This is a genomic window from Photobacterium toruni (genome assembly GCF_024529955.1).
Taxonomy (GTDB): domain Bacteria; phylum Pseudomonadota; class Gammaproteobacteria; order Enterobacterales; family Vibrionaceae; genus Photobacterium; species Photobacterium toruni.
In genome coordinates this window covers 2,579,196-2,598,524 of the sequence record NZ_AP024854.1, presented here as the reverse complement: position 1 = coordinate 2,598,524, position 19,329 = coordinate 2,579,196, and the positions used below count along the sequence as shown (strand labels likewise).

Annotated in this window: 17 protein-coding genes; 8 read left to right on the top strand and 9 right to left on the bottom strand. The window is 39.2% G+C overall.

Features of this window, described 5'->3' with window-relative positions:
• Window positions 1–14 precede the first annotated feature (14 nt).
• Complete coding sequence (tolC, locus tag OC457_RS12150) at window positions 15–1,313, bottom strand: outer membrane channel protein TolC (RefSeq protein ID WP_080174909.1); 1,299 nt, start codon at window positions 1,311–1,313, stop codon at window positions 15–17.
• A gap of 321 nt (window positions 1,314–1,634) precedes the next feature.
• On the opposite strand from tolC, the gene nudF reads away from it, so the two are divergent.
• The 8 genes from nudF to idi all read left to right on the top strand — a co-directional run bounded on the left by nudF (window position 1,635) and on the right by idi (window position 10,154).
• Entirely contained in the window at window positions 1,635–2,270 is a 636-nt protein-coding gene (gene nudF, locus OC457_RS12145) for an ADP-ribose diphosphatase (RefSeq protein WP_080174907.1), read from the top strand.
• A gap of 68 nt (window positions 2,271–2,338) precedes the next feature.
• Window positions 2,339–2,731: a DUF1249 domain-containing protein gene (locus tag OC457_RS12140; RefSeq protein WP_235866945.1), complete on the top strand. Its 393-nt coding sequence runs from the start codon at window positions 2,339–2,341 to the stop codon at window positions 2,729–2,731.
• Between the two features lie 40 nt (window positions 2,732–2,771).
• Window positions 2,772–3,596, top strand: a complete 825-nt coding sequence (gene cpdA / locus OC457_RS12135; RefSeq protein WP_080174905.1) for a 3',5'-cyclic-AMP phosphodiesterase — start codon at window positions 2,772–2,774, stop codon at window positions 3,594–3,596.
• On the top strand, window positions 3,596–4,174 hold the full coding sequence (gene yqiA / locus OC457_RS12130; protein ID WP_080174904.1) for an esterase YqiA: 579 nt from the start codon (window positions 3,596–3,598) through the stop codon (window positions 4,172–4,174). Before cpdA ends, yqiA begins: the two co-directional genes overlap by 1 nt.
• Before the next feature lie 215 nt (window positions 4,175–4,389).
• Window positions 4,390–6,273, top strand: coding sequence for a DNA topoisomerase IV subunit B (gene parE / locus OC457_RS12125; RefSeq protein ID WP_080174903.1), 1,884 nt, complete (start codon window positions 4,390–4,392; stop codon window positions 6,271–6,273).
• 80 nt (window positions 6,274–6,353) lie between these two features.
• Window positions 6,354–8,633: a DNA topoisomerase IV subunit A gene (gene parC / locus OC457_RS12120; RefSeq protein ID WP_080174902.1), complete on the top strand. Its 2,280-nt coding sequence runs from the start codon at window positions 6,354–6,356 to the stop codon at window positions 8,631–8,633.
• A gap of 114 nt (window positions 8,634–8,747) precedes the next feature.
• Complete coding sequence (locus OC457_RS12115; protein WP_080174901.1) at window positions 8,748–9,473, top strand: 1-acylglycerol-3-phosphate O-acyltransferase; 726 nt, start codon at window positions 8,748–8,750, stop codon at window positions 9,471–9,473.
• A gap of 153 nt (window positions 9,474–9,626) precedes the next feature.
• The gene (idi, locus tag OC457_RS12110) at window positions 9,627–10,154 is read left to right on the top strand and encodes an isopentenyl-diphosphate Delta-isomerase (RefSeq protein ID WP_080174900.1); all 528 of its coding nucleotides are present in this window, start codon (window positions 9,627–9,629) and stop codon (window positions 10,152–10,154) included.
• Between the two features lie 64 nt (window positions 10,155–10,218).
• Here idi and OC457_RS12105 read toward each other — a convergent pair whose 3' ends face one another.
• The 8 genes from OC457_RS12105 to OC457_RS12070 all read right to left on the bottom strand — a co-directional run bounded on the left by OC457_RS12105 (window position 10,219) and on the right by OC457_RS12070 (window position 18,830).
• Window positions 10,219–10,605, bottom strand: coding sequence for a Rid family detoxifying hydrolase (locus tag OC457_RS12105; RefSeq protein ID WP_080174899.1), 387 nt, complete (start codon window positions 10,603–10,605; stop codon window positions 10,219–10,221).
• A 110-nt stretch (window positions 10,606–10,715) separates the two neighbouring features.
• Entirely contained in the window at window positions 10,716–11,201 is a 486-nt protein-coding gene (locus OC457_RS12100) for an arginine repressor (protein ID WP_080174898.1), read from the bottom strand.
• 321 nt (window positions 11,202–11,522) lie between these two features.
• The gene (pyrI, locus tag OC457_RS12095) at window positions 11,523–11,990 is read right to left on the bottom strand and encodes an aspartate carbamoyltransferase regulatory subunit (RefSeq protein ID WP_080174897.1); all 468 of its coding nucleotides are present in this window, start codon (window positions 11,988–11,990) and stop codon (window positions 11,523–11,525) included.
• A gap of 16 nt (window positions 11,991–12,006) precedes the next feature.
• Window positions 12,007–12,936 carry an aspartate carbamoyltransferase gene (gene pyrB, locus OC457_RS12090; protein ID WP_080174896.1) on the bottom strand — a complete coding sequence of 310 codons (930 nt, stop codon included), beginning with the start codon at window positions 12,934–12,936 and terminating at the stop codon, window positions 12,007–12,009.
• A gap of 433 nt (window positions 12,937–13,369) precedes the next feature.
• Window positions 13,370–14,380 (bottom strand): ornithine carbamoyltransferase, encoded by a 1,011-nt coding sequence (locus tag OC457_RS12085; RefSeq protein WP_080174895.1) that lies wholly within the window; start codon window positions 14,378–14,380, stop codon window positions 13,370–13,372.
• Window positions 14,381–14,505: 125 nt separating this feature from the next.
• The gene (gene arcC / locus OC457_RS12080; protein ID WP_080174894.1) at window positions 14,506–15,420 is read right to left on the bottom strand and encodes a carbamate kinase; all 915 of its coding nucleotides are present in this window, start codon (window positions 15,418–15,420) and stop codon (window positions 14,506–14,508) included.
• A gap of 64 nt (window positions 15,421–15,484) precedes the next feature.
• A complete protein-coding gene (gene arcA, locus OC457_RS12075) occupies window positions 15,485–16,705 on the bottom strand; it encodes an arginine deiminase (protein WP_080174893.1) in 1,221 nt (406 codons plus the stop codon).
• A 676-nt stretch (window positions 16,706–17,381) separates the two neighbouring features.
• Window positions 17,382–18,830, bottom strand: coding sequence for a YfcC family protein (locus OC457_RS12070; protein ID WP_080174892.1), 1,449 nt, complete (start codon window positions 18,828–18,830; stop codon window positions 17,382–17,384).
• Window positions 18,831–19,329 lie beyond the last annotated feature (499 nt).

Sequence of the window (19,329 nt, the reverse complement as noted above, 5' to 3'; positions counted from 1 at the left end):
TTGATATTAATGGCTTATTTAGTTTGAATTAAACCAGAATTAATATCTAACACATCTTGTTCGCTAAGTGTACCTACCGCTTGCTTTAGCTGTAATCGCGCAAGGATATAATCATAACGTGCGTTAGCAAGTTCACTGTTAGCTGAATATAGGCTGCGGGTTGAGTTTAATACATCAACAATAGTACGTGTACCTACATCAAAACCAGCTTCAGTTGCTTCTAATGCTGATTTTGCAGAAACAACAGATTGTTTATATGCATTGATTGAACCAATCGTTGCATTAATATTGTTGTAGTAGTTACGTACATTTTTTACAACCGAACGGTATTGTGCTTCCAGATTCTCACTCGCTGATACGTATTTATATTGAGCTTGTTTTACTTGAGAGGTGGTATTACCGCCGCTGTATACTGGCAGGTCAATTTTAATACCCGCAGTTAGATTACCTTGATCCGGCTTCATTTGGCTGTTGGTATCATCATATTGATAACCAGATTCAAATGACAATGTTGGTAGGTGTCCTGAATTTGCTAATGAAATATTATCACGCGCAATATCTTGACCGATACGCGATGTTAATAAAGTTAAGTTTTCTGTTTCAGCATCTTTAACAAGATGATCAGCCGCTTGTTTTGGTTTACTCGCCGAGAAACTTACGGTATTTAATGGGTCTAGTGATGAATAAGCATGACCGGTAATTTCACGTAATTCTTCATAACTATTAGCGAGAGTATTTTTTTTAACAATAATTGACGCTAATACCGTGTCGTATTGTGCTTGTGCATCATAAACATCGGTAATAGCAGATAGGCCAACTTCAAAGCGTTGTTTCATTTGCTCTAATTGACGACCAACCGCTGCTTTTTCTGCCTCACCAAATTTTAAGTCATCTTGTGCTTTTAGAACGTCAAAATAAGCAGTAGAAACGCGTAAAATAAGCCCTTGTTGAGTAACAGCATAAGCGGCATCACTTTGACGCGCTGATTTTTCGGCAATATCAAGGCCGACCCAGCTAGCGCGATTATAGAGTGATTGGCTTAATGAAACACCGGCATTAAAACCGTTATCTTTGCTATTTTTGGCATCAAGGTAATAAGTATTGTAGCCCGCAGAAAGGTTAATTTGAGGTAAAAGCGTACTACGAGAAGAATTGATTGCTTCAAAAGCTGCATCTTTATCGGCCGCGGCTTTTAGAAGTTGTGGATCATTTTGCTTGGCTTGCTGATAAATCTGAGCGAGATCGTCAGCCGATGCTGATTGACTAATCGAGCCAATTGCAAGGCTAATAATGATTGGAAGCAATTTTTTCATGGATGCCTTTCCTGGTCTTGCTGACAAAAAATGGATGAGTGTAAATAGTGCAAGCGTTATTTTACCTGAAGCAGGCTTGCTTGAAACTGATCATTACGTAATTTTACTTAACGATTGTATTTTAACACTCAATTATAAACTTATTGTAATCGATTTAATAAACAGCGTGTCAAAAAAATACACGATATTTAATTGTTTAAATACTAAAAGTGGAATATTACACTTTTAGTATGAGTGAAAGGAATATAAGTTAATTTTGATACAATATTGATGAGGGTTGATTGATATTTAATAGATATTTATTCGCAAAGGAAAAGCAATATGAATAAAGTATTAGATTGTTCATCTGTGCAACAGACATTTAATCGCCAAGATGTTGACGTATTATCAACACAAACGGTGTATGACGGTTTTTTTAAAATGGTTAAATACCGCTTACGACATAAATTATTTGCTGGTGGTTGGAGTGGCGAATTTGAACGTGAATTGTTTGAACGTGGTCATGCAGCGGCGGTATTGCCGTATGACTCTGTGCGTGATCAAGTGGTATTGATTGAGCAGTTCCGTGTTGGTGCAATGGCCGCTGAGTGTCAGCCATGGCAGTTAGAAATTGTTGCGGGTATGCTTGATCATGATAATGAGTCAGCAGAGCAAGTAGTACGTCGAGAAGCAACAGAAGAATCAGGATTAGTACTCGGTAAAACAGAAAAAATATCTCGTTACTTATCCAGTTCAGGTGGTTGTTCTGAAATACTTGAAATCTTTATTAGTGAAGTAGATAGCAGTTTGGCGCAAGGGATTCACGGGGTTACCAGTGAATCTGAAGATATTCGTGTGCATGTTGTTTCCAGAAATCAGGCTTATCAATGGCTAGAATCTGGTAAAATTGAAAATGCAGCCACAATTATCGCATTACAATGGTTGCAATTACATCATCAACGTTTGCGACAGGCATAAAATAAATTATCTTATAATCCTAGGGGAATGATTTGAATAAAAGGTATACTGTTGATTTGACAAGTCTAATGCGCTTGTATGAAACTAATTACGCTAAACTCCTGCCATTATTGCCTCGCAGTGATGCTGTTGGAGATAGACACGTATACCTCGTGTGTGATGATGTATATCAGTTAGAAATTATTGAAACAACACGTTACACCACAGTGGTAACATTAGGTTTAGTTAAAAGTGAGGCGGTGGCTGATTATCTAGCGCCACTATTAACTGTGCGGTTATATCATGATGCTAAGGTAGCAGAAGTGTGTGCTGCACAGCAGATTTCTCGACTCAAGCCAATATATGATTATCCTAACTTGCGTATGCATCAAAAAAATGAGAAACATCAAGTCAACCTTTTCTTAGGTGACTGGTTGAAGCATTGTTTACGCCATGGGCTTAGTAAACAATCCGTTTGTTAATTGAACTTAATTGCTCAGAATAGACAAGGTTTTTGACGTTTTGCAGACCTATTCGCTGCCGCAGACCAACCCCGAAAGTGTGGTTCTTCTGCAAATTACCGACACCCATTTGTTTGCCAATGGCTCAGGCTCTTTGCTTGGCGTGGCAACCAAAGACAGTTTTCATGCCGTGCTTGCAGGGGTAGATATTGCTGCGCGTCATTTTGACGCCATCGTTGCTACAGGTGATATTTCTCAAGATCACACCCCTTACTCTTATCAACGTTTTGCTGATGGCATTTCACGCTGGTCACAGCCATGCTTTTGGTTACCAGGGAATCATGATTTTCAGCCAACGATGCAATCCATTTTACCTAGTGAGCAAATTAAGCCCCAACAACAGGTATTAGTCGGTGAGCATTGGCAAATGATTTTACTCGATAGCCAAGTGCAAGGAGTACCGCATGGTGAGTTAAATGCGGCGCAGTTGGTACTATTAGATGCAGCTCTTGCTCGTTATCCAGATCGACATGCATTAATTTTATTGCATCATCATCCACTTGAAGCAGGCAGTGCATGGTTGGATCAACATAAATTGCATAATAATAGTGGACTATGGAATGTGATTGATCGCTATCCGCAAGTGAAAGCGATATTATGTGGTCATATTCATCAAGATTTAGATCGTATTTATCATGGTGTACGTGTACTAGCGACACCATCAACCTGCATTCAATTTATGCCTGATTCTGATGATTTTGCTTTAGATCATAATAATCCAGGGTGGCGTTATTTAGAACTGACTAAAGATGGGCATATCATCACCAGTGTGCATCGTATTAGTGGTGATCAATTTAAACCTAAACTCGATGCAGAAGGTTACTGATGCCATCATTATTGATTTACTTACATGGCTTTAATAGCTCGCCATTATCACTGAAAGCACAGCAGATGATAGCATATTGTGATGAGCATCGGCCTGATATCAAGGTGGTTGCTCCTCAATTACCAAGCTATCCTGCTGAGGCCAGTCAATACCTTGCACAACTCATTGAGCAGTACCAAGACCACTATACTATTGGTGTTGTTGGAAGTTCATTGGGGGGCTATTTAAGTGCGTGGCTTAGTGAGCGTTATCAGCTTCCTGCGGTATTGGTCAATCCAGCAGTTAAGCCTTATCAATTATTAGTTGATTACCTTGGGCCGCAACAAAACCCATACAGTGGTGAGCAGTATATATTAGACACTCAGCACATTGATGAATTGAAAGCGCTTGAAGTGACTAAGATTACCCAATCGCAATTGTTGTGGGTATTATTACAGCAAGGTGATGAAGTACTTGATTATCGCCAAGCAGCATTAAAATATGCACACTGCAAGCTGACAATAGAAGCTAATGGTGATCATAGTTTTTGTGATTTTGAACGTTTTCCCACCACCATTCTTCAATTCTTGGGGTTATAACCTGACTTATCTGTTCATTGAGTAACGAGATAGGCTACCCTATAAATCAAGTTATGTGCATTAGCATAAAATTGATACCCAGTTTATGTCCCTTTTCATGACGACAGAAAAGAGACTCGACTCACTGAATGTGAGTTTTCCGCTGACTCTTGCTTGACAACATTGCGAGGGTTACTGACTATTATTTGCAAAATTTTCCCGTAAATTTCCGTAATATGACAGATCAAAGCTATAACGCTGGAGCCATTGAGGTTCTAAATGGCCTTGAGCCAGTACGCCGCCGTCCAGGTATGTATACCGATACGGTAAGACCTAACCACCTCGGTCAAGAAGTTATCGATAACAGTGTCGATGAAGCCTTGGCTGGACATGCTCGTAAAGTTGAAGTCATTCTTCATGCCGATCAATCATTAGAAGTGATTGATGACGGCCGTGGTATGCCAGTAGATATTCACCCAGAAGAAGGTGTTTCTGGAGTTGAACTTATTCTGTGTAAGTTACATGCCGGAGGTAAATTCTCGGGTAAAAACTACCAATTTTCAGGTGGTTTACACGGGGTAGGTATTTCGGTTGTAAATGCCCTTTCTAATCGAGTTGAAGTGACCGTCAAACGTGATGGACAAGTGTATCAAATCGCATTTGAAAATGGCGATAAAGTCTCTGAATTAGAGGTTATTGGTACCTGTGGCCGTCGCGCGAAAGGCACTAAAGTTCATTTTTGGCCGAACCCTAAATATTTTGATAGTGCTAAGTTTTCTGTTACTCGCCTTAAAAGTAACTTAAAAGCTAAGGCCGTATTGTGTCCAGGTTTGGAGATTATCTTCACTAATAAAATCACTGATGAAACAATACGGTGGTGTTATGAAGATGGTTTAAAAGATTATTTAGCTGAAGGTGTCAAAGGTTATACCTTGCTGCCAGAAGAGCCGTTTACTGGTGTTTTTAGTGGTGCAACTGAAGCGGCTGATTGGGCGTTATTGTGGTTACCTGAAGGTGGCGAGCTGATCACTGAAAGTTACGTTAACCTGATCCCAACGGCGCAAGGTGGTACCCATGTTAATGGTTTACGTCAAGGCTTACTTGATGCAATGCGTGAGTTCTGTGAATTCCGCAATTTGTTACCGCGTGGTGTAAAACTGACTGCGGATGATATTTGGGATCGCTGTGCATATGTGCTATCAGTGAAGATGCAAGATCCTCAGTTTGCGGGTCAAACTAAAGAGCGTTTATCGTCACGTCAATGTGCGGCATTTGTTTCTGGTGTGGTTAAAGATGCCTTTAGTTTATGGCTGAACGAACGCCCACAACTTGCTGAATTATTAGCTGAAGTTTGTATTGCTAACGCCCATCGCCGTATGCGTGCGAGTAAAAAAGTCGTTCGTAAGAAAATTGCTTCAGGTCCTGCTTTGCCAGGTAAATTAGCCGATTGTTCGCAACAAGACTTAAACCGAACAGAGTTGTTCTTGGTGGAAGGTGATTCGGCAGGTGGTTCAGCGAAACAAGCCCGTGATCGAATGTTCCAAGCCATCATGCCGTTACGCGGTAAGATATTGAATACTTGGGAAGTGTCATCTGATCAAGTGTTGGCATCAGAAGAAGTTCATAATATTTCAATCGCATTGGGTATTGATCCCGACAGTGGTGATTTGAGTGGACTTCGTTACGGTAAAATATGTGTCCTTGCCGATGCGGACTCCGATGGTCTGCATATCGCAACGTTACTATGTGCCTTGTTTATGAAGCATTTTGAAGCGTTAGTACGTGCAGGACATATCTTTATTGCAATGCCGCCACTTTACCGTATCGATTTAGGTAAAGAAGTCTTTTATGCGCTTGATGAAGCAGAAAAAAATGCCATTCTTGAGCGTTTAAAAGGTAAGCGTGGAAAAATCAACGTCCAGCGCTTTAAAGGTTTGGGTGAAATGAACCCACTGCAATTACGTGAAACCACCATGGATCCTAATACTCGTCGTTTGGTTCAACTTACTATTGATGATGATAGTGAAACCAATGAAATGATGGATATGCTGCTTGGTAAAAAGCGTGCAGAAGATCGTCGTCACTGGCTACAAAGCAAAGGCGATATGGCGGAAGTATAATTCATCCCCACGTATATCATTTTTAAATCGGCAAGCATTATGTTTGCCGAATCGCATTATTTAAGACGGATTATCTCACGATGACTGATGTCTCTATGGATGGCGTTGAACAGCTTCCACTTAGAAAGTTTACTGAAGACGCTTATTTAAATTATTCCATGTATGTAATCATGGATCGTGCCTTGCCTTTTATTGGTGATGGCTTGAAACCTGTACAACGTCGTATTATTTATGCGATGTCAGAACTAGGTTTAAGTGCTACTGCAAAATATAAAAAATCAGCACGTACTGTTGGTGACGTATTAGGTAAATTCCATCCACACGGTGATTCTGCGTGTTATGAAGCGATGGTACTTATGGCTCAGCCTTTCTCCTACCGTTATCCGTTAGTGGATGGTCAAGGTAACTGGGGTGCGCCAGATGATCCAAAATCTTTTGCTGCAATGCGTTATACCGAATCACGTTTATCGCGTTTTTCAGAAGTATTATTAGCAGAAATAAATCAAGGCACAGCAGATTGGGTACCTAATTTTGACGGTACGATGCTTGAGCCTAAAATGTTACCTGCTCGCTTACCGCATATTCTATTAAATGGTATTACTGGTATTGCGGTTGGTATGGCAACGGATATTCCGCCACATAATGTACGCGAAGTAGCGAATGCTGCTGTACATATGATCGATAATCCCAATGCTGATCTTGAGCAATTAATGGAATTTGTTCAAGGCCCTGATTATCCGACTGAAGCTGAAATCATCACCTCAAAATCTGATTTGAAGAAGATGTACGCCACTGGGCGTGGTAGCGTTAAAATGCGCGCTATTTGGCATAAAGAAAATGGTGATATTGTGATCACCGCCTTGCCTCATCAGGCATCGGGTGCCAAATTATTGGAGCAAATTGCGGCGCAAATGCGAGCTAAAAAGCTGCCAATGGTTGAGGATTTACGTGACGAATCCGATCACGAAAACCCAACGCGTATCGTGATCGTACCACGCACAAATCGTATTGATTGCGATCAATTAATGAATCACCTGTTTGCTTCGACAGATTTAGAAAAAAGTTTCCGCGCAAATATTAATATGTTGGGTCTAGATGGTCGTCCACAAGTCAAAGGCTTGGTAACGATTATTAAAGAATGGCTTGAGTACCGCCGTAGTACTGTTCGTCGCCGTTTGCAGTATCGTTTAGATAAAGTGATCGCCCGTTTACATATTTTAGAAGGCTTATTAGCGGCATATTTAAATATTGATGAAGTGATTGAGATCATTCGTAGTGAAGATGATCCAAAAGCTGAATTAATGTCACGCTTTGATTTAAGTGTCACCCAAGCGGATGCGATTTTAGAAATCAAACTGCGTCAGTTAGCTAAGCTTGAAGAAATTAAGATCCGTGGTGAATTAGACGAATTAGCTAAAGAACGTGATCAGCTTGAAAAGCTGTTAGGTTCAGAGCGACGTTTAAATACGTTGATCAAAAAAGAAATGATCGCTGATGCTGAGAAGTATGGTGATGATCGTCGTTCTCCATTGGTTGAGCGAGCAGAAGCAAAAGCCATGACCGAACGTGATTTAATTCCAAGTGAAGCGATCACGGTTGTTCTGTCTGATAAAGGCTGGATCCGTCACGCTAAAGGGCATGATGTTGATCCTAGCACGTTAAATTATAAGTCAGGTGATAACTATCTTGCACACGCGCGAGGTAAGAGTAATCAACCCGCAATATTCTTAGGCTCTGATGGTCGCAGTTATGCGCTTGAATCACATAGTTTACCATCAGCTCGTAGCCAAGGTGAGCCAATCACGGGTCGCTTAAACTTAACCCCTGGCACAAATATGCGTCAAGTTATGATGGCTGAGGATGATCAACTATGGCTAATGGCATCAGATGCGGGTTATGGTTTTATCTGTAAGAGCAGTGATATGGTATCGAAAAATAAGAGTGGTAAAGCCTTATTAACGGTACCTGAAAAATCATTAGTATTACCACCTCAACCGATTGCTGATATTAATAATGATCAAATTATGGCGATCACCAATGAAGGTCGAATGTTGTTATTCCCAATCAAAGATTTACCGCAATTAGGTAAAGGTAAGGGTAATAAGATCATTAATATTCCATCGGCACGTTCAAAAGCACGAGAAGAATTCTTATCGTACTTAATGGTGATTAGTGCTGATACTCATGTCACCTTGTATGCAGGTAAACGTAAGTTAGGGCTTAAACCGAGTGATCTAGACAACTTCCGTGGAGAGCGAGGACGTCGAGGTTCAATGTTACCGCGTGGGTTGCAGCGTGTGACTGATATCGAAATTGATTCTCCACAAACAATGGCAGATGATCAATTAACTGATAGCTAATATTGTGAAATAGACAATTAAACCCTCATATTATTGAGGGTTTTTTAATGATTTATATGTGTTAATTGTGCTTCAGGTATATTGGTGCACACTTTTATGCAGAGGAGTGTTGGAATGATTTATATTTTACGGATGATTGCAATCGCCATTTTTGCGATTATAACTTTTGTCCTTGGTTGTGGTTACTGCTTATTTAGTCCTCGTAACCCTAAACATGTTTATACTTTTGGTCGACTTTTCAGCAAAATGTCACGTATTGTCGGTATTAAACTTGAAATCCGCTACGCCGAAGGTGCTGAGCAAGTTGGTCCAGCAATTTATATTGCTAACCATCAAAATACTTACGATTTATTTACTGTATCTGGTGCAATTATGCAGCGTACAGTAACGGTAGGTAAGAAAAGTTTAGTCTGGATACCACTGTTTGGGCAACTATACTGGATAACAGGGAATATTTTAATTGATCGTGCTAACCGTACTAAAGCTGTTGGCACTATTGGTCAAGTAGTTGATAAAATAAAGAAAAATAAAGTATCGGTGTGGATGTTTCCTGAAGGTACACGTTCTCGTGGTCGTGGTTTATTACCATTTAAAACAGGTGCATTCCATGCTGCTATCGGTGCTCAAGTACCAATTGTACCGATAGTTTGTAGTTCAACGGATAACGTAAAGCTGAATCGTTGGAATAACGGTGTGGTAATTGTGGAAGTTATGAAGCCGATTACGACGGTTGGTTTAGGTAAAGAAGATGTGCGTAGCTTACTCACTCAAAGCCGCGATCTAATGGCAATAAAACTGGCTGAATTAGATCAGGAAGTTGCTCAACGCAATAAGCACTGATCGTGTTTATTTAAAGCTTAATAATTATAGCTAAAAGATATAACATGAGCATCATTAACAAGGACATGTTTTATAAGCATGTCCTTGTTTTGTTTTATTGTTAAGCTATTAATAACAGTAAGCAATATTTTGAGATAAAAGTAGAAAATAATCATGACTGAAGAATATGTAGTATTAGTAGATGAGCAAGGCCATGAACTTGGCTTACAAGAAAAAATGCAAGCTCACCGTGATGGTGCACTGCATTTGGCTTTTTCAGTATTACTTTATCGTGATACTCCGTCTGGGCGTGAATATTTATTACACCAGCGCGCATTAGAAAAATACCATAGTGGCGGATTATGGACCAATACTTGTTGTTCTCACCCACGCCAAGGTGAGTCGATCAGTCAAGCTGGTATTCGTCGTTTACAAGAAGAAATGGGCATTACATTAACGACCACGTTAACGGATATTGGTCATTTTTGTTATTACGCCAAATTAGATCAGCAGTTAATTGAACATGAATTAGATCATGTATTGATTGGTGATGGCGATGGTTTGGAGTTCACGCCTAATCCTGCAGAAGTGATGGCCTATCGCTGGTGGTCAAGTGCTGAGTTGCAATTGCAATTACAGCAAGCCCCGCAATTATTTACCGCATGGTTTGCACAAGTCTTAGCCGTAGTGGAACAATCATAGTTTTCGTTATGATGGAGAAAAAAGCGATCACTGATTTTCAGTCTCGTGATCGCTTAATTAACGATTATTTACGTACAGCAATCGCTTCAATTTCAATTTTTACATCTTTAGGTAAACGTGCAACTTCAACACAAGAGCGAGCAGGGTAAGGCGCATTGTGTTCATCAAAGAAAGTACCGTAAACTTCATTTACCGCACCAAAATCATTTAGATCTTTAACAAAAACTGTCATCTTTACAATATCAGCAACGCATAGACCAGATGCTTCAACAACAGCCTTAACATTATCTAATGATTGGCGTGTTTGAGCAGCAATATCTTCTGCAACGTCACCCGTTAATGGATTAACTGGAATCTGACCTGATGTTAGTACCATACTACCAAGATCAACACCTTGTACGTAAGGACCGATTGCCGCAGGTGCTTGCTCTGTATGAAGAATTTTCGTCATGATTTATCCTATTTTATGATCATTAAAAGGCACAATTAATTGCCTTTAAGTGTTAATTAATATGGGGGCAATAATGGTTATATTCAACTAATGATCATTGTTATCAATAGCTATTTTAGTCCTAAGCGCTGTTTGACGACCTGTAGGCATTCATCAATGCGAGTGATGTCTTTTGGCGCGACCATGACGGTGTCATTACCACCAATAGTGCCTAAAATATCTACGTGAGGTTGCATATCAATTAATCGAGCGACTAATTGTGCGCCACCAGGGTGAGTTTTTATGACAACCACTAACTGGTTATGACTTACAAATTCAACTTGTGATGCAATCGATGCATTAATCTTTATTGGTTCATTTTCAGCAGTCAGGCAATAAATTTTTTTACCCGCAGCATTGGGAATTTTAGCGACGCCTAACCGTAAGAGTAGCCGTGACACTGTAGACTGACTAATATCGTGAAAGCCTAATTCAATTAATTGATATCGAATATCATCTTGCGTTGTAAAGCTTTGTTGTTGTAGCAAACGTTTACATGCTGATGTCATATTATCATTACAATAATTATGATCGATTGCTGGGGGGTGAAGCTCCATTTTAGGTCATTCCTTGGCAATATATAGATCAATAATAGATGGGACGATACAGTTCACATTGAGTGCTTATGTTTAACACTACGCATTCGTATGAATATTAATCATAACAATTATAATATAGTGTAGATATGACCATTATCACCAAATAACAAACGTTATATGAAGTTATTCCAGTGAATGATAGTAATGTGATGGCGATTAACGTTATAGATTGTATTGAGTCAGTAGTTACTTACTTGTGAATTAAAAAAGACCCAGCGCAGACTTATCACTCTTTGTTGTTGATAATGTCTTTGCTGGGTCGAGCGTATATTGATTTTTTTAGCGATTACATTCAGTCACGATTTGACGTGAGAATACTTTTTCGCAGTACTTACATTTTAATTGAATATCCGCTTTTTTGGTCAGTACCTTAAAGCCACTATTAACCGGTTCACCATGTGAAATACAGTTACTATTAGGACATTTGAAAATAGCACTGATAAATTCAGGCAGTGATAAATTGAGTTTTTTAACCACTTCGTAGTTTTCAATTTGATTAACCGTTGCTTTTGGTGCGTAGAGTGCTAATTGATTGGCTTGATCTTCGGTGATAAACACATTCTCAATTTTGATCAGATCTTTAGCGCCTAATGCTGAAGAGGGTAAATTAAGACCAATAGTGACGCGCTCATTCGTTCCTTTGATATTAAATAATTTAAGGATTTTAATACCGACATTAGCCGGAATATGATCGATAACAGTACCATTTTTAATTGCTTCAACTTTAAGTTGGGTTTCCTTCACCATGATCGTCACGCCTCTTCTATAGGTTTTCATTAAGTACAAGAGCAAGCAGCGCTTGACGCGCATAAACACCATTTTCTGCCTGTTGGAAGAAGTAAGCATATTTGGTTTTATCTACATCAACTGTTATTTCATCAACACGTGGTAGTGGATGTAATACTTTTAAATTGTCACGTGCACTTTCCAACATGCTAGCCGTTAGAATATAAGCGGCTTTCATATGTACATATTCAGATTCATCAAAACGCTCTTTTTGAACACGAGTCATATAAAGAATATCTAATTCAGGAATGACGTCTTCCATGTTGTTGTGCAAGCTATAACTAATACCTGCATCATCCAATTCTTCACAGATATAGTCGGGCATTGCTAATACTTCAGGCGCAATAAAGAAGAATTTAACATTATTAAACTTTGATAATGCTTGAGTTAATGAGTGTACGGTACGGCCATATTTTAAATCACCGACGAAGGCGATATTGATACCATCAAGTCGACCTTGCGTTTCATGGATAGTAAATAGATCTAATAATGTTTGAGTTGGATGTTGGTTAGCACCATCACCACCATTGATAACCGGCACGCCATTAGAAAACTCAGACGCTAATCGTGCCGCTCCTTCTTGTGGGTGACGCATAACAAATGCATCAACATAAGAGGTAATTACTTGGACTGAATCTGATAATGTTTCGCCTTTATTCGCCAGTGATGTATTTCCTGGTGAATCAAAACCAACCACTGTGCCGCCTAAACGTTGAATCGCTGTTTCAAAAGAAAGGCGAGTACGGGTTGATGGCTCAAAGAAGCAACTTGCGACGACTTTATTTTTAAGTAACGTCGGGTTAGGTTCGGCTTTTAGTCTCGCAGCGGTATCAATAATAAGCTCTAGCTCAGCACGATTAAGCTCTGGTATAGAAATAATATGCTTTTTAAACAGCGAATTAGCCATGGCTTCTTTCCCTATGATGGTTTGATTAAGTTGAAATACGGTTGTTGTTTGTTAAATTTTAGGCAAAAAAAAGCCCCCTATTAAAAGGAGGCTTTTTTTTGAAAAATAGTAAAAATAAAATAACAAACCATCATCAGCGGATGATTACTGCGAGTTAATGTCGTGTTCATAGCAGGGTTCATTTTTTTATCTCTTGCTAGGCAAATTGCAAGGATTATACCGTCTATTTTTTATGGCGCAAGCGTTTGCGTTAATTATTCAATCTACGGATTTTTATGCAATTCTAGTTATATTGTGTTGGTTTTTTGTTTTACTTATTTATATGAAAAACAAAGATAATTATTTTTCATTGGATTTTTTATCTGCAAAAATATGCAACTGCCGTTCAAGTGAACGGCAGCGTATTAACTCTTATTACAGCGAATATTGTTATTTAGTCCCCCAGTGTTGCTACCATCACAGCTTTGATGGTATGCATGCGGTTTTCTGCTTCATCAAACACAATTGAATGGTTAGATTCAATCACTTCATCCGTTACTTCTACCCCTTTTGATAGCATTGGGTAGGCTTGAGCAAGTTCTTTTCCAACGGTGGTATCTTCGCCATGGAAAGCTGGTAAACAGTGCATAAATTTCACATGCGGATTACCAGTTGCTTGTAACATAGCCATGTTAACTTGGTATGGCAGCATTAAATTGATTCGTTCTGCCCATGCTTCTTTGGCTTCACCCATAGAAACCCACACATCGGTATAAAGGAAATCACAGCCTTGAACACCTTCTTGGACATCATCTGTCATGGTGATTTTAGCGCCCGTTTCTGTGGCAATTTCACGGCATTGAGCGACAAGTTCAGCATCAGGCCAGAATGCTTTTGGTGCAACGAGACGAATATCCATTCCCATTTTTGCAGCACCAACCATTAAGGAGTTACCCATGTTATTACGCGCATCCCCAAGATAAGCAAATGACATTTGGTGTAATGCTTTGCCGCGGCCATGCTCTTGCATGGTTAGAAAGTCAGCTAAAATTTGTGTTGGATGGAATTCATCGGTTAAACCATTCCATACAGGAACGCCAGCGTATGCACCAAGCTCTTCAACAATCGCTTGGCCAAACCCGCGGTATTCAATGCCGTCGTACATACGACCTAATACGCGAGCGGTGTCTTTCATTGATTCTTTGTGACCAATTTGAGAACCAGAAGGGCCTAAATAAGAAACTTGAGCGCCTTGGTCAAAAGCAGCAACTTCAAATGCGCAACGCGTACGGGTTGAGGTTTTTTCAAAGATCAGTGCGATGTTCTTACCTTTAAGGCGAGGTTGTTCATAGCCATTGTATTTTGCTTTTTTTAATTCAGCCGATAGTTCAAGTAAATGTTGAATCTCACGAGGAGTGAAATCAAGTAATTTTAGGAAGTTACGATTACGAAGATTAAAAGCCATGATGTATCCCTCTTAAGGTTCAGTATCTCTTCGACTGAATCTTTTATGTTATAGGTGAGTTACTCGATAATGTTCAATGTTAATAATATGTGTATCTTATTTTTTAGCGTTTGTGAATAGCTATTCTATTTATCTGCAATAATATTTGTTCCAGCAAGCCCTTTGAGGATCTCTAATCCATCATGCAGTGCACCGATACCGACTAATTTTCCACCTTGTTTGATAAACTCACACGATGCTTCAATTTTTGGACCCATTGAACCGGCATCAAAACTGTATTGTGCTAGCGCTCGTGGCGTCGTGCTTGATATCGCTTTTTGAGTTGCTTTGCCCCAATCAAGATAAACAGCATCAGCATCAGTCAAAATAAGTAGCGCATCGGCATTTAATTGCTTGGCGAGATAAGCCGCTGACATGTCTTTATCAATTACAGCCTCAACACCTACCAGTTTGTTATTTTCACGTTTAACTGGAATGCCACCGCCGCCAGTACAAATGACTAAGTGATCACGTTTAATTAAGGTTTCGATGGCATCACATTCTACGATGCCAATGGGTTGTGGACTTGGTACTACGCGGCGGAAATATTGACCATCAGCTTTCACCGTCCACTGAAATTTCTCAGCTAACTCACGAGCTTCGGCTTCTTGATACACAGGGCCAATAGGCTTGGTTGGATCAGCAAAAGCAGGATCTTGTGGGTCAACTAACATTTGAGTGAGCATGCAAGAGACGTCTTGCTCTGGCAGTAAGTTCTTCAGTTCTTGCATTAAGATATAACCAATCATGCCTTGTGTTTCAGAACCCAATACATCTAGTGGGTAAGGCATTACTTTTTTATATTCCAACCCTTGTAGTGCCAGTAAACCTACTTGTGGACCGTTACCATGTACTAATACCACGTTATATTGCTGCGCAATTTCTGCGATAGTTTTGGCGGCTGTCGCAATGTTTTGACGTTGAATGCTGGCTTCTAAAGGCTCGCCACGACGTAATAAAGCATTACCACCAAGGGCAACCACAACAGTTTGTTTAGTCATCGCTGTATATCTCCGTATTTATTAGTGGCTGGTCGGTAGTCGCACCAGCCTTTGTTATGTCGGTTTAAATACCATCACGCTCAATTGGGCAGCTCATGCAGCGAGCACCGCCACGGCCACGACCAAGTTCATCACCTGGAATCGGTAATACAGTGATGCCGGCTTTATCGTATTTTTCATTGGTGTAAGTGTTACGCTCATAACCAATAACAACCCCAGGGCTGACGGTTAAGACGTTGTTAGCATCGTTCCACTGCTCACGTTCAGCTTCAAAGTTATCACCACCAGTGGTAATTAAATTAAGTTGATCAACGCCCAAAGCTTTCTCGATAGCGTGAACAAAATAATTTTCTTCTTTAGCTTTTACGCTGCCATAAGCATCGCCAGTTAGGCTCCAGCATTGGACATCTTTACGAATAACTTCAGGGTAAACCGAGAAAGTGTCTTCACGCATATGTGTCATCACAGTATCGAGGTGCATGCATGAACGGTGCTTTGGTAATTCCATTGCAATTACTTGCTTGGCTTGACCATGCTTAAATAAGCTTGCTGCTAATGCCTCAACACCTTGTGGCGTTGTACGTTCAGACATACCAATTAACACGCTGCCTTTACCTATAACTAAAACATCGCCGCCTTCAATGGTGGATTTGTCATAAGCATTTTGATCATCGCCAAAGTATTTAATGAAATCTTGGCCTGCAAACGTTGGATGCCAGCGGTAAATAGCACGTAAATGGTTGGTTTCACGTTGACGAGCTTCTTTAGCCATCGGATTAATAGATACACCACCGTAAACCCAGCAAGAAGTATCGCGAGTAAAGAGATGATTAGGTAATGGCTTGATAATAAAGTCACAAGGTGAATGCATCTTTTGCATAATAGAAGAGGATTGCAGTGGTAATTCTGCGTAACTTAGACCACCTAATAAAATTGAAGCGAGCTCAGCATGAGGTAGGTCAGCTAAGAAACAGCGAATATCATTCGCAAAGGTATTACCAAAACGGTAATTTGATATTTGAGTTGATAATAGCCAATCTTTTGCTTCTGGAATGGATAAAGTTTCACTTAACATGGTTTGTAATAATAAAACTTCGACACCTTGTTGGCGTAGAGTATTAGCAAATACATCATGTTCTTTACCTGCTTTTTCAACAGATAATACATCATCAAATAATAAATCTTGGCAATTTGATGGTGTCAGATTATTTAAAGCACGCTCTGGACGATGGATTAGTACGCGGCGTAGTTGACCTATTTCAGAACCCACATAAAAGTTACTCATGATAGTATCTCTCTATTTATGCCTGTTAGTGATTGGCTATGTTTAAAGTTACGAAGCGTTAAATAAGTATTGCGTGTTGTTTATGTAATTGATTCTACGTGGTTGAGTTTATTTGTATAAGATCACTATCACACTTTAATTATTAATAGCTTAGCGATGATATAGTGGTTTTTTTACAGGAAAGAATAATTATAAATAATGAAATTCATTGATTTATTATGTGATTGTTATGTTTTTTTAATACAATAATCATTGTTATCTTATTGTTTTTTATTGGTATTTTATTTTTATATGAAATCTTATGCATTGTTGTTGTTTAAATTAAGTTTTAACGGTGGAGAATATTATTCAAATAAGATGCGTAGATATATTAAATAATAAGATTTTCTTTTTTTTTATAATGTATTTAAGTGTTTTTTTGTGATGAATGTTTATTTTATTATTTTGTTATTTTTTAATTTTAAATATGTTTTAAATAATATTTAATTGAATGTATATGTGGGGGGTGTCTTGTTGGAATAATAGGGGGCTTTGAGACAACGTAATGACTAATATAAATAATATGGTATAACGTAAAGGTGTAATAAATATATCTCTATATGTATAACTGAAAATAAAAAAATCGCCCGCAGGCGATTTTAATAAAGGATATATATTTATCAGTTACACTAGCGTACTACACTAATATTACGCCAATACTTAAAACCACCATCGTAAATACAATAATAATACCTAATAATGGTGCAACCCATTTCAGCCAGCGTACATAAGGGACGCGTGCAATAGCTAATCCTCCCATTACAACTGCAGATGTGGGAGTGACAAGGTTAACGACCCCTGACGCTGATTGGTAAGCGGTTACGACTAGATCTCGTCCAACTCCTGAAAAATCAGCCAATGGCGCCATGATTGGCATAGTCAGTACGGCTAATCCGGAGGTCGATGGAACTAAAAACGACAGTAATATTTCTAGAATATACATGACATTAATAAATACGACAGCTGAGAGACCTGTGACGATATGTTCGGCTGAGTTTAGGATAGTATCGGTGATCATACCGCGATCCATGATCACGACAATACCGCGAGCAATACCAATAATTAACGCTACGCCAAGTAGATCTCGAGCGCCATCAATAAAGCTGGTAGAGAAATCTTCTTCGCTCATGCGTGACACAAAACCAATAAGAATCGAAGCGCCAAGGAACATTGCTGATATTTGTGGCATCCACCATCCCGCAATTGCAACCCCATAAATCATCACTGCAAACGAAAGTCCAAAAATAGCAAGTATCACTTTACGGGTAGTAGTGAACTCAAGCATTTGATCTGATTGGTTACTTAAAAAATGCGCTTTATTTTGCTCATATTGGTCATACACAATTGATTTTGTTTTATCTTCACGCACCATTTTTGCATAGCGCATGACGTAACCAACACAGATTAACCAACCGATAGTTAGAATGATAATTCGTAACATAATACCATCAGTGAACGGTATGCCTGCTGCGTTAGAAGCAATAACCGTTGCAAAGGGATTTATTGTCGATCCTAATGTTCCTATACCAGCTCCCAGTAACACTGTTGCTGCGGCAACGAGCGGATCAAATCGTGCCGCCATCATCACAGGTACTAATAAAGTATAAAAAGGTAATGATTCTTCTGCCATGCCATAAATGGTACCGCCCGCAGCAAATAAACCCATTAAAATCGGGATCATTAATTCTTCTTTGCCATGTAGGCGGGCAGTGACACGTTCAATACCTGCATCAATTGCCCCTGTTTTTGTAACCAGTCCAAGAAAGCCACCGATAATTAAAATAAACAATGACACATCAATGGCTGCGGCTTCATAGGATTCATGATTATAAAAACCATCTATCGGCGCTAATAATACATCAACAACACCTTGAGGGTTGCTCTCAACCGGTTTATAGGTACCTGTAATAGGGACTTCTTTTCCGAGTTCAGCATTCATTTCACGATCATATTGTCCTGCTGGTACAACCCATGTAAGAGCGGCAACAAAAGCAATAAGTGTAAATAGAATGGTATAAGCAGAAGGGAATTTTAATTGAGAAAAAAAGCTTTTCTTTTCGGGTTTAATCTCAGTGTGTGTCGTCATGGTTATCTCCTGCACCATAGGTTAATGATAACCATAAGGTGTGTTTGTCTGCATGAGTGATAATGATCACTTATGAAAAAAGAAGGGCACAAACAATAAACGTAACTAATTAAAAAATATTACAGCTTAGTATCATGGTGATAAATGGGTCATAAATAGTCTCATTGGGCTTGTGGGACTTTATGATTCTAAAGTGAAATTTAGTGACTAACTCAACGATTGTTCACAATTTTTTTGTATTTATTATCAGCGATAAAAGTGTCATTTTTAAACATGGGATATTAGTGTAAAAAAACTGGGTGTCTATGCGAATAGCCTATATAAACAATATGACAAAAAATTAATAGCTAGGGCTTATACCGTGGTTATCGCAGCATAGTGAGTATTATAGGCGTGGAATATTATGCATAACGATGAGTATTTGAAGCGTTGACGTTAATAACTTAAGTATTGATTAAGATCAATTTAGACCGAGCTTACGCGTAAGATATGGTAATTG

Excerpts from the sequence above, each read along its gene's own strand:
- OC457_RS12070 (WP_080174892.1), bottom strand. The coding sequence starts at position 18,830 with ATGACGACACACACTGAGATTAAACCCGAAAAGAAAAGCTTTTTTTCT.
- OC457_RS12115 (WP_080174901.1), top strand. The coding sequence starts at position 8,748 with ATGATTTATATTTTACGGATGATTGCAATCGCCATTTTTGCGATTATA.
- arcA (WP_080174893.1), bottom strand. The coding sequence starts at position 16,705 with ATGAGTAACTTTTATGTGGGTTCTGAAATAGGTCAACTACGCCGCGTA.
- yqiA (WP_080174904.1), top strand. The coding sequence starts at position 3,596 with ATGCCATCATTATTGATTTACTTACATGGCTTTAATAGCTCGCCATTA.
- OC457_RS12105 (WP_080174899.1), bottom strand. The coding sequence starts at position 10,605 with ATGACGAAAATTCTTCATACAGAGCAAGCACCTGCGGCAATCGGTCCT.
- tolC (WP_080174909.1), bottom strand. The coding sequence starts at position 1,313 with ATGAAAAAATTGCTTCCAATCATTATTAGCCTTGCAATTGGCTCGATT.
- OC457_RS12140 (WP_235866945.1), top strand. The coding sequence starts at position 2,339 with ATGCGCTTGTATGAAACTAATTACGCTAAACTCCTGCCATTATTGCCT.
- OC457_RS12100 (WP_080174898.1), bottom strand. The coding sequence starts at position 11,201 with ATGGAGCTTCACCCCCCAGCAATCGATCATAATTATTGTAATGATAAT.
- pyrI (WP_080174897.1), bottom strand. The coding sequence starts at position 11,990 with ATGGTGAAGGAAACCCAACTTAAAGTTGAAGCAATTAAAAATGGTACT.
- arcC (WP_080174894.1), bottom strand. The coding sequence starts at position 15,420 with ATGACTAAACAAACTGTTGTGGTTGCCCTTGGTGGTAATGCTTTATTA.
- OC457_RS12085 (WP_080174895.1), bottom strand. The coding sequence starts at position 14,380 with ATGGCTTTTAATCTTCGTAATCGTAACTTCCTAAAATTACTTGATTTC.
- parE (WP_080174903.1), top strand. The coding sequence starts at position 4,390 with ATGACAGATCAAAGCTATAACGCTGGAGCCATTGAGGTTCTAAATGGC.
- idi (WP_080174900.1), top strand. The coding sequence starts at position 9,627 with ATGACTGAAGAATATGTAGTATTAGTAGATGAGCAAGGCCATGAACTT.
- pyrB (WP_080174896.1), bottom strand. The coding sequence starts at position 12,936 with ATGGCTAATTCGCTGTTTAAAAAGCATATTATTTCTATACCAGAGCTT.
- parC (WP_080174902.1), top strand. The coding sequence starts at position 6,354 with ATGACTGATGTCTCTATGGATGGCGTTGAACAGCTTCCACTTAGAAAG.
- nudF (WP_080174907.1), top strand. The coding sequence starts at position 1,635 with ATGAATAAAGTATTAGATTGTTCATCTGTGCAACAGACATTTAATCGC.